4 protein-coding genes and 4 pseudogenes are annotated in these 11,707 nt (G+C 52.7%); 3 read left to right on the plus strand and 5 right to left on the minus strand.

Annotated elements, in window-relative coordinates:
• Nucleotides 1-186: 186 nt before the first annotated feature.
• Together CS369_RS11910 and CS369_RS11915 are read left to right on the plus strand one after the other, a co-directional pair.
• Nucleotides 187-1,281, plus strand: a complete 1,095-nt coding sequence (locus tag CS369_RS11910) for an ABC transporter ATP-binding protein (protein ID WP_196907291.1) — start codon at nucleotides 187-189, stop codon at nucleotides 1,279-1,281.
• Between the two features lie 328 nt (nucleotides 1,282-1,609).
• Nucleotides 1,610-2,227: a LysE family translocator gene (locus tag CS369_RS11915; protein WP_196907263.1), complete on the plus strand. Its 618-nt coding sequence runs from the start codon at nucleotides 1,610-1,612 to the stop codon at nucleotides 2,225-2,227.
• A 29-nt stretch (nucleotides 2,228-2,256) separates the two neighbouring features.
• Here CS369_RS11915 and CS369_RS11920 read toward each other — a convergent pair whose 3' ends face one another.
• Complete coding sequence (locus tag CS369_RS11920; protein WP_196907264.1) at nucleotides 2,257-2,505, minus strand: GlsB/YeaQ/YmgE family stress response membrane protein; 249 nt, start codon at nucleotides 2,503-2,505, stop codon at nucleotides 2,257-2,259.
• 773 nt (nucleotides 2,506-3,278) lie between these two features.
• Here CS369_RS11920 and CS369_RS11925 point away from each other — a divergent pair.
• Entirely contained in the window at nucleotides 3,279-4,556 is a 1,278-nt protein-coding gene (locus CS369_RS11925; RefSeq protein WP_196907265.1) for a PTS ascorbate transporter subunit IIC, read from the plus strand.
• 62 nt (nucleotides 4,557-4,618) lie between these two features.
• On the opposite strand, the pseudogene narI reads toward CS369_RS11925, so the two are convergent.
• From narI to CS369_RS11945, 4 pseudogenes are all read right to left on the minus strand, one after another.
• Nucleotides 4,619-5,247 (minus strand): annotated as a pseudogene (gene narI, locus CS369_RS11930) (respiratory nitrate reductase subunit gamma).
• Nucleotides 5,234-5,965, minus strand: a pseudogene (narJ, locus tag CS369_RS11935) (nitrate reductase molybdenum cofactor assembly chaperone). Before narJ ends, narI begins: the two co-directional pseudogenes overlap by 14 nt.
• A gap of 2 nt (nucleotides 5,966-5,967) precedes the next feature.
• Nucleotides 5,968-7,515: pseudogene (gene narH, locus CS369_RS11940) on the minus strand (nitrate reductase subunit beta).
• A pseudogene (locus tag CS369_RS11945) lies at nucleotides 7,515-11,288 on the minus strand (nitrate reductase subunit alpha). Before CS369_RS11945 ends, narH begins: the two co-directional pseudogenes overlap by 1 nt.
• Nucleotides 11,289-11,707 lie beyond the last annotated feature (419 nt).

An 11,707-nucleotide genomic window follows, 5' to 3' on the forward strand; every position in this document is an offset into this window, starting at 1 on the left:
TGCTTCTGCGGCGCACTGCACCACACGTAAGCAAACCACTGCAATGACGCCCCACGATGGCGCATAGCAATAACCGTTCACCCCCTGTTTTGACTTTTAACCACGTTGTTACACAACGATTTCATTGAGTGGGCATGCTTTATGCATAACGGCTGTGATAATACCGTTACGCGAGAGATTGGACGCATGAGAACCTACGTCAGCTTCAAGAATATTCAGAAAACCTACGACGGCGATCGTCTGGTGGTCAAGAACCTGAATCTGGACATCCAGGAAGGGGAATTTTTAACCCTGTTGGGCCCTTCCGGCTCCGGTAAAACCACCAGTTTGATGATGTTGGCCGGGTTTGAAACCCCCGCTCAAGGCGAAATCTTGCTGAAAGACGCCCCACTGCACAGCCTGCCGCCGCACCAGCGCGGCATTGGCATGGTGTTTCAGAACTATGCGCTGTTCCCACATATGACCGTTGCCGAGAATCTGGCGTTTCCACTCTCCATTCGTCGCATGAACAAGAGTGATATCAAGGAGAAAGTGGATCGCGTTCTGGATCGCGTTAAGCTCACCGCCCTGGCGGATCGCTACCCGGCGCAGATGTCCGGTGGGCAGCAACAGCGCGTGGCACTGACGCGCGCCTTGGTGTTTGAACCGAAGTTGGTGCTGATGGATGAACCGCTGGGCGCATTGGATAAGCAGTTGCGCGAGCACATGCAGTTAAAGATTAAAGCCCTGCATGAATCACTGGATTTAACCGTAGTGTATGTGACGCACGATCAAAGCGAAGCCATGACCATGTCGAACCGCGTTGCTGTGTTCAACGATGGCATCATCCAGCAAATGGACAGCCCGAGCGATATTTATGAACGCCCGCAGAACACCTTTGTCGCGCAGTTCATTGGTGAAAATAATACGCTGGTTACCACGCAAAGCGGCACTGATGGCGATTACTATCTGGCAACATTGGACGACGGCACCGTATTACGCGCCCTCAAGGTTCGCCCGAGTTCGCCCGGCAAAAAAATCAGTCTGTGTATCCGCCCGGAACGTATTCGCGTCAACGCCAATCCATTAACTGCCGGTTCAGAACAGGTTCGCGCGCGTATTCAGCAAGTTATCTATCTGGGCGATCACGTGCGCATGATGACGGAAGTGGCAGGCCAATCGCCTTTTATGGTGAAACTGCCTGCCAGCGAAATCCAACCACACTGGAAGCCCGGCACAGAATTGCTGCTCTCCTGGCAACCGGAGCACTTGCGTGCGTTGGATGTGATTGTTACCCACTGACTACCTCGCCTAGGCGAGATTATTGACAAATCGATCTAACACAGTAATTCCCACCGCCCCTGTCATTCCCGGCGAAAGCCGGGAATCTCTTGCAGAAGAAACGCGTTTATCCTCAGAGAGATCCCCGGCTTTCGCCGAGAATGACGCGAGGGAAGCCAAGGATGGTACAAAGGAAGCAGAGGATGACGAAGCGTAAAGTGGCTTCGTCATCAGTCTGACCCAGGCTCAGCTAGGTGTAATCGTCAACGCCAAATATCCTCTTCTTGTCACAGCCTTTCAGGTCGTGATTCGCTACCATCAGCAGACAGATACCTTTTCGGCTAACTGCATGGATGTAATCGGATTTATCGCTACCATAATGCCCATCGCCCTGTCGCCCGGTGCCAGCTTCACGCTGGCGCTCAATAATGCGGTGACACAGGGTGCTCGTGGCGTACTGCGTGTTATTGTCGGCACCGCATTGGGCATTTATACGCACGCGATACTGACAAGCATTGGGATCTCTGCGCTGTTGCTACGCTATCCCGCACTGATGCGCGCTCTCACACTGCTCGGCACCGGGTACTTGGTCTATCTGGCATCACGCCTGATACAACGTGGCTGGCAAGGGTCTGCACGCTCTCCCACTTCCGGCCGTTCATTGGGGATTCGCGTCGCCTACGTTGCCAATGTGCTCAATATCAAAGCCATTTTACTGTATGTGACGGTAGTGCCTCTGTTTGCCGGCGCCGCGCGTGATAACCAGCCACTGGCACAGAGCGTGATAAGCTTTATGACGCTGGCAACGATGCATGTCGCCATCATGGGTGGGTGCTTACTGCTAACAACGCAGGTGCTGCTGCGTTCGGCGCACACAATCACTATGCAGAGGATGGAAACTGCTATCAACCTCGGTGGTGGACTGATGCTACTGGGGCTCACCCTGTGGTCTTATCTAAAGGGGTAAGGGCGGGAAAGTTATCCCGCCTCATACGATTACGCGCGAATCTTACGGTACACCAACAGCACCACCAGGGCGCCAATCACCGCAACGCAGAAACTGCCGAGATTGAAGCCATCCACACGGCCAAACCCAAAGAAGGTGCTGATATAACCGCCCACCACCGCGCCAACGATGCCAAGCAACACCGTAATAATAAATCCACCACCGTCTTTGCCCGGCATGATCCATTTTGCCAAAATACCCGCGATCAACTCAAAGATAATCCAGGACAAGATTCCCATAACCACCTAGTGTTTTACCCATGAAAACGCGTATCCAAGACATACGCGAACGACCCATTCTTCATCAAGTATAGGCAAAAATGGCAATGAGCAAGTTCTCTTACGATGCGGAGCTTTATAGACAATGTAATTGAAGATTAAAGGTTTACTATTAATTCAATCCCAACAACCTAAGAAAATTCATCACGTTTTATAGAGTGCGGTTTTATTCTTAAAACAAAAAATAAAACCTATTCGATAGATAAAACCCTTTATGATTCATATCTTATAAAAGAATAACAACAAAAAATTAACCAGTGATTACCTAGAAAAGTTAACTATTAAAAACGCACAGTATTAATTAGTAAAATTCCTATTTAAAAAAACAAAGAAACAATGCTTTACAATTTAGGAACATTATTTTATTTTTTAGATTCGGATCTCATATTAAAAAGATTGCGCTGAGAGAAATGTGTTATTCGTGCTGTAGTAATACGGCAATAATTATCGTAACGCTAAATTTTAAAGATGTAGAGCCTATCCCAGTAGGCGTCATTGACGCAGCCCGTTTGCGCCACCGAGAGCGCGCCGAAATTACAGCACAAGCAGAGTATCTGCTGATGTGGAACACCACCAAAGGCAGGAAAGGTAGCCTATTGGGATAGGCTCTTAATAACGTCAACGCATGTTGCATAACAGTGGCGGGAACAGCCACGTCCAGTCTCCAGGTGCCGTTATGCCAAGAGCCGTTGTTATGCAAGTACGTTAGCCATCACTATATCTACAGGGTCAACATGGACATATTATTAAGTCTGGTTAAAACGCCGTCTCTCATCATCGCCATCGTCGCTTTTTTAGGATTATTATTCCAAAAAGCTACGCTATCACGATTAATAACCGGGACATTTCTGTCTTTTATTGATTTTACCATGATAAAAGTGGGTGGCGGCATTTTAATGAAAGTGCTTACCGCTTTTAGCAGTTTATTTTCTCATGCCTTTAACATTGTTGGCGTCGTGCCCAGCAATGAAGCCATTATGGCAGCGACTATTGACAAAATAGGCACCACCGCAGCATTGATATTGCTGTTCTCTATGATCATCAATATCCTGTTAGTCCGTTTTACCCGTATGAAAAATATCTATTTATCGCTACATCTGGTGCTGTTTATGGCCTTCGCTCTGACCGCCGTATTGGCGCAGTTAGGCTACAGCGTGATGTCTATCGTTATCATCGCATCGGCATTCATCGGATTTTACATGGCATTTGCTCCCCATGTCTTGGGGCGATTCAGCCGTAAAATCATCGGCTCTGATGAATACTCTATCTCTAATGCGGCAATTTCTTCCTATATTCTCGGCTCTTACATGGGGAAATGGTTTGGCAACACCAAGCATGACACCGAGCATTTGAAAATCAGCAATCGCTTCGACTTTTTGCGCGAGCCGAATGTCGCCACGTTGTTGACCATGCTGATCTTGCTGGTTATCTCCTGCATTTTTGCCACCCAACCGCAAATTAAAGACGCCATGGTGATGGTGTATGGTAGCGGCGCGGCTGATAAAAACGTGCTGATTTTCATCTTGGAGCAATCCGCTACCTTCGCCTGTGATCTCTATTTGGCAAAAGCGGGCGTCGGCCTGTTTACGGCTGAAATCGCTCCGGCATTTAAGGGGTTTGCCAAAGTCTTCGCCCCCGGAACGGTTCCTGCGGTTGACGTTATGGTGCTGTTCGATAAAGCGCCTAACGCGACGCTGATCGGCTTTTTGGTGAGCTTCCTGGTTGAGTTGATTTGTATTTTGATCTTTCCATTTATCGGCCTGCCGATTATTGTCCCCGGTATTATGGCGAGCTTTATCACTGGCGGCGCAGCAGCCATTTTCGGCAATGCGACTGGCGGATTCAGAGGTCCCATCATTGCCAGCTTTATCAATGGGCTGTTGCTTTGTGTGTTACCCGCCCTCACGCTGCCGCTGTTTGCCGATCTGGGCGCGAAAGGGGTGACCTTTGCTGACCCTGATTTCACTATCCCATCGCTGATCCTGAACTTTGTGCTGGGACTGTTTAAATAACGGCAATACAGAAACAAAAAAATCCCGCCGAATAACGGCGGGATTTTCTGTACCGATATCACTTAGCGGCGGTTGCGCACCAACTGATAACGACGCGTGAGATATTCTACTAGCGCACTCCAGATGTGCACCAGGCGGCAGAACGGAAACAGCACAAACAGGGTTAACCCAAGCACAATATGCAGTTTAAACACCCAGGAAACGTCGTCCAGGTGCGCCGATGCGCCGCCGTGGAAGGTTACAATCGACTGTGCCCAGCCGACTAGTTTCATCATTTCGCTGCCGTCCATGTGCTGCGCGGAAAACGGGATAGTCAACAACCCCAATCCGGACTAAATCACCAACAGCGACAGGATGAGAATATCGCCAACGCTGGATGTAGCACGAATGCGCGGATGAGTGAGCCGGCGAAATACCGCCCACGAACGTCAGTACACCGGCCGATCCGCCGCCGAGAATCGCCATTTTTTGCTTCACTTCAATGGGAAAAAAGGCTTCGTACATCCAGTGTGGTGTCAGCATGCCCAAAAAGTGACCGGCAAAAATCCCCAGATGAAACAGGTTCGAGGCCAAGCGCATGCCCTTTTTATCCAGCATCTGGCTGGAACCGGCACGCCACGAATATTGCCCATAGTCATAGCGCAGCCAGATAAGGATAGATATCAAACAACAGCATATTAACGTAGTGCATGGTTTTTTCCTCCGGCAGGTTGTGCGTCAAGATCCAGATACTGGGGCACTACCGCGCCCGCAAAACGACGCTGGTGTGCGGTCTGCTGCGCGCTATCGCACCCTTTATCCGCAAAGAACTTCACCTGCTCTTCTTCCCATACCGCATCCAACGCCTGCGGCGTGTCGTCACGGGCTTCTTCCGCCACTTTATGAGTGACATTGTCACTTTTTAATGTACTACCAGAAAGTGTCAGCAACACATCAAACAACAGGGCATAATCGCTGTCGCGCTGCTGTAAACGTGCACCGAGCAACGCCAGAATGGGCGCGATATCCAACAGCCCCGCACGACTTTCTGCTGATCCCAATCGCGAGAGGTGTTCGAGATAGAGCGGCAGAAAATCCGGCAATTCGCGACAGTCAAGCTCAAGACCCGCCGCATGGTAATGCTGCATCAGGTCCACCATCGCCTGACCGCGATCGCGCGACTCACCGTGCACATGTTCGAACAACAGCAGCGACGTCGCGCGGCCCCGGTCGAACAGCGCGCATTATTCGGCCTGCTTATCCAGCAGATCCTGCGCACACTGTTGTCGGATAAACTGCGCCAATTGCTCGCGCAGTGACGGTGACAGCGCGTCATCTTGTGCCAGCGCCTCAATCAGTTCCTGATGATGCGCCCACAGCTCCCCATCGGGATAATCGAGCAGGCGGGCGATAATGCGTAACGTCATCATCATCAATCCTCCTGCATCACTTTACTGTTCATGTCACGCGTTTTGCTGGTGACATCAATGGCATCAATGCGTTTGCTGTTAAACAGGTTGAATTTGCTGTCGCTGCCGTGACAACCTTCGCCGAAGCTGAAACCGCATCCTTTGCTTTCCGGAAAGGCGTCACGCGCCAACTCACGGTGGCTGGACGGCACGACAAAGCGATCTTCATAGTTGGCAATCGCCAGGTAGCGATACATTTCCTGTGCCTGAGCGTCGGTCAAGCCCACCTGCTCCAGTGCGCGGGTATCGATCACCCCTTCTACAGTTTCTGCACGTTTAAAGTGGCGCATCGCCAACATGCGTTTCAGCGCCAGCAGTACCGGTGCGGTATCACCTGCCGTCAGTAGATTTGCCAGGTACTGCACCGGAATGCGCAGACTTTCCACGTCCGGTAGCACCCCGCTGTGTGCCAGCGCGCCCGCATCAGCGGCTGATTGGATGGGTGACAACGGCGGCACATACCACACCATGGGCAGCGTGCGATACTCCGGGTGCAGCGGCAGCGCCAATTTCCACTCCATCGCCATTTTGTAGACCGGCGATTGCTGTGCCGCTTCGATAACCCCGCGCGGCACGCCGTCTTTCAGCGCCTGAGCAATCACGTTCGGGTCGAGGAATACCTCAAGCTGACGCTGGTAGAGATCCTGCTCGCTCTTCGTGGCTGCCACTTCAGCGATACGATCGGCGTCATACAGCAGCACACCGAGATAGCGGATGCGACCAACACAGGTTTCAGCACAGAGGGTCGGTTGCCCACTTTCGATACGCGGGTAGCAGAAGATGCATTTTTCGGATTTTCCGCTCTTCCAGTTAAAGTAGATTTTTTTTGTACGGGCAGCCGGTCAGGCACATGCGCCAGCCGCGACATTTATACTGATCGATCAGCACAATGCCGTCTTCCCCACGTTTGTAAATCGCACCGCTCGGGCAGGTCGCGACGCAAGCCGGGTTCAGGCAATGCTCGCACAGGAGCGGCAATACATCATGAAGGTGTTTTCGAACTGGCCGTACATCTCCTTTTGCATATGCTCAAAGTTTTTATCTTTGGCACGCCCGTTGAACTCACCGCCCAGATCATCTTCCCAGTTCGGCCCCATTTCGATTTTCTTCATGCGCTGACCGGTAATCAGCGAGCGCGGACGCGCTATCGGCTGATGTTTCCCTTCCGGCGCTTTACGCAAGTTTTCATAGTCGTAGTCAAACGGCTCATAATAGTCATCGAGTTGCGGCACATCCAGGTTGGCAAAAATCTTGGACAGTACGCTGACGCGGTTGCCCATGCACGGTTCCAGTTTGCCGCTGATTTTACGAATCCAGCCGCCTTTCCATTTGTCCTGATCTTCCCAGGCGTGGGGATAGCCCACACCCGGTTTGATTTCGACGTTGTTGAACCAGGCGTATCCCATCCCCTCGCGGCTGGTCCAGACGTTTTTACAGGTAACGGAGAAGGTATGGCAGCCGATGCATTTGTCCAGATTCAGCACCATGTCCACTTGGGAACGAATTTTCATCAGGCTTTCTCCTGCGCGGTCAGTGAACGGGCTGCGGGCTGTTCGTAATCCTGGCCTTCATCATCCAACCAATCGATACGTTTCATTTTGCGCACCACTACGAATTCGTCGCGGTTACACCCGACCGTGCCGTAGTAGTTAAAGCCGTAGGCTAACTGCGCATAACCACCGATCATGTGCATGGGTTTCGGCGTAATACGCGTCACCGAGTTGTGAATACCGCCGCGCTGGGCGGTGATCTCTGATCCGGACAAGTTCACGATGCGCTCCTGCGCGTGGTACATCATGGTCATGCCTACCGGTACGCGCTGGCTCACCACCGCACGCGCCGTCAGTGCTCCGTTGGTGTTGAACGCCTCTATCCAGTCGTTGTCCATAATGCCCAAATCCCGTGCATCATCCTCACTCAGCCAGATAACCGGCCCACCGCGCCCCAACGTCAGCATCAGCAGGTTGTCGCTGTAGGTGGAGTGAATGCCCCACTTCTGGTGCGGCGTCAGGAAGTTGAGCGGCTTCTCCGGGTTGCCGTTTGGTTTCTGATTAATCACCGGTGCCACCGCGCGGGTATCTACTTGCGGGCGGTACACCAGCAGGCTTTCTCCAAAGGCGCGCATCCATTCGTGATCCTGATACAACTGCTGACAGCCTGACAGCGTGCGCCACGGAATCAACTCATGCACGTTGGTGTAGCAGGCATTGTAGGAGACGTGTTCATCTTACAAACCTGACCAGGTCGGGCTAGAGATGATTTTGCGCGGCTGGGCCTGAATATCGCGGAAGCGGATTTTTTCATCTTCTTTATTCAGCGCCAGGTGCGTGTGGTCGCGACCGGTAAATTTGCTCAACGCCTCACAGGCTTTTACCGTCACCTGACCGTTGGTTTCCGGTGCCAGCGTCAGGATCATTTCCGCTGCGTCGATGGCAGTGTCAATTTTTGGCCGCCCCGCCGCTGCGCCTTCAGCCTTGGTGTAGTTGAGTTTTCTCAGAAAATCGACTTCAGTTTGCGTGTTCCAACCAATGCCTTTACCACCGTTACCCAGTTTATCCAGCAACGATCCCACCGAGGTGTAGCGTTCATAGAGATTCGGGTAATCGCGTTCGACCACCATCAGGTGCGGTGCGGTTTTTCCGGGGATCAGATCGCACTCGCCTTTTTTCCAATCATCCACGCCGAACGGCTGCACCAATTCTGCCGCAAAATCGTGTTGAATCGGCAACGTCACCAGATCGGTTTCGACGCCAAGATGCCCCTGGCACACGCACGAGAAGGTTTTGGCAATGCCTTTGTAGATTTCCCAATCACTCTTGGCATCCCAGGCAGGATCAACCGCCGCTGACAGCGGGTGAATAAACGGATGCATATCTGAGGTATTCATGTCGTCTTTTTCGTACCAGGTGGCCGTCGGCAATACGATATCGAAATAGAGACAGGTGCTGGACATGCGGAAATCCAGCGTCACCACCAGATCCAGCTTGCCTTCACCGCCCTGTACCTGCCACTCCACCTCTTCCGGCATAACGCCGCCCTGATTACCGAGATCCTGGCCTTGCAGCCCGTGTTCAGTACCGAGCAGGTATTTGAGCATGTATTCGTGCCCTTTACCGGACGAACCCAACAGGTTAGAACGCCAGATAAACAGGTTGCGCGGGAAGTTTTGCGGGTTGTCCGGCTGTTCAGCGGCAAACGCGATAGTGCCTGCTTTCAGCGCCTGCACGGCATACTCTTGCGGCGTCATTCCCGCTTGCTACGCGTTGGCGGCGATACTGAGCGGATTGACGTTCAACTGCGGCGGAGAGGGCAGCCAGCCCATGCGTTCGGCACGCACGTTAAAATCGATTATGCTGCCAGTAAAACGGGATTTATCCGCCAGCGGCGACAGGAATTCCTGCGGTGCTACCGTTTCGTAGCGCCACTGGCTGGAGTGGTTGTAGAAAAAGGAGGTGCTGTTCATGTGGCGCGGCGGACGCTGCCAATCAAGACCGAACGCCAGCGGTGTCCAACCGGTTTGCGGACGCAGTTTTTCCTGACCGACATAGTGCGCCCAACCGCCACCGCTTTGACCAACGCAGCCGCAGAACACCAGCATGTTGATCAGGCCACGGTAGTTCATGTCCATGTGGTACCAGTGGTTGATACCGGCACCGACGATAATCATTGAACGGCCGTGGGTTTTATCGGCATTATCCGCAAATTCGCGTGCGATACGTACTATGTTATAATGCGAAACACCAGTGATCTGCTCGGCCCACGCCGGGCTGTAGGCTTTCACCTCATCATAGTCACAAGCGCAGTTTTCATCGTTCAGTCCGCGATCCAGCCCGTAATTCGCCAGCGTCAGGTCGTAAACGCTGGCTACCAACGCTTCGCTGCCATCGGCCAGCGTCAGGCGTTTTACTGGCAGTTTATGGGACAACACTTCGTCAAGGGCAACGCTGCTGAAATGCTCGCTCGGTAATCCGCCAAAGTACGGGAAACCAACCTCTGCCACCTCATCGTGCACACCCAACAGGCTCAGGCGCAGTTGTACCTCTTCGCCACTGACTCCGTCGCGCTGCTCCAGATTCCATTTGCCCTGATCGCCCCAACGGTAGCCAATGGAACCTTGTGGCGCAGTGAGAGTGCCACTCTGCTCATCAATAGCCACCGTTTTCCACTGCGGATGGTTTTCCTGACCGAGGTTATCCAGCAAATCGGAAGCTCGCAGCATGCGGCCCGCCGCGTAGTAACCCTCTTCACGCGGTTCCAGCAACACCAGCATCGGCATGTCGGTATAGCAGCGCACGTAGTCGGTGAAATAGCGGCTCGGGTTGTCCAGATGAAACTCTTTGAGAATCACATGGCCCATCGCCAGCGCCATAGCGCTGTCGGTGCCCTGTTTCCGATTCAGCCACTGGTCACACAGCTTGGCGATTTCCGCATAATCCGGCGTCACCTCCACGGTTTTGGTGCCCTTGTAACGCACCTCGGCAAAGAAGTGCGCATCCGGGGTACGCGTTTGCGGCACGTTGGAACCCCAGGCGATAATGTACGACGAGTTATACCAGTCGGCTGATTCCGGCACATCGGTCTGTTCGCCCCAGGTCTGCGGCGACGCCGGCGGCAAATCACAATACCAGTCGTAGAAGCTCAGGCAGACACCGCCGAGCAGAGACAGGTAGCGCGCCCCCGCCGCATAAGACACCATCCACGTCACCGGGATTGGCGAGAAGCCGATAATGCGGTCGGGTCCAAAGGTTTTGGCCGTGTATACGTTGGAGGCCGCGATCAGTTCGTTGACCTCGTTCCAGTCAGAGCGCACAAAGCCACCGCGACCGCGTATTTTCTTGTAATAAGCGGTTTTTGCCGGGTCGGTCACGATAGAAGCCCAGGCATCGACCGGATCGGAGTACGCCAGTTTGGCTTCACGCCATAGCTTGAGCAGACGCTTACGCATCATCGGGTATTTCAGGCGATTGGCGCTGTAAAGATACCAGGAGTAACTGGTACCACACGGGCAGCCGCGCGGTTCATGATTTGGCAGGTCCGGGCGGGTGCGAGGATAGTCGGTCTGCTGCGTTTCCCAGGTGACCAGACCATTTTTCACATAGATTTTCCAACTGCACGATCCGGTACAGTTGACGCCGTGCGTGGAGCGTACCACTTTATCGTGTTGCCAGCGGCTGCGGTAACTATCTTCCCAATCCCGGTTGGTATTGAGCGTCTGACCGTGCCCATCTGCAAAGGGCTCGGCCAATTGTTTAAAGTAACGTAACCGGTCAAGAAATTTGCTCATCCGGACTCTCCTACTGCGAAGCCTGCTGGCTTCTGTCGTTATGAATGCGCGTAGCCGATACGGTGTGTCAAACGGCGAAATCGAATGAAATACCACCAAGGGATTATGAAAACAAAAAAACATATCAATATGAAAAATATAGATATTAATAATCTTTGTACCCAAAGGGATAACAATGATTTCATCTCGTGACTATTTGGAGGTAGGTAGCGTGGCGAGAGGAAGATAGAAAGCAAAACGCGACGCAATGATGCGCCGCGCGAGGTTGCTGAACCCGTCATTTTACGCTTCGTCATCCTCAGCGAAAGCTGGGGATCTCGATGAGAATGAACGCGTTTCTTCTGCAAGCGATTCCCGCTTTCGCGTGAATGACGGAAGTGGGCGGAATGATGGAAGTGGATGGGAGTGACGGCGGTGGG

It is taken from the genome of Candidatus Symbiopectobacterium sp. 'North America' (assembly GCF_015762685.1).
Taxonomy (GTDB): Bacteria; Pseudomonadota; Gammaproteobacteria; order Enterobacterales; family Enterobacteriaceae; genus Symbiopectobacterium.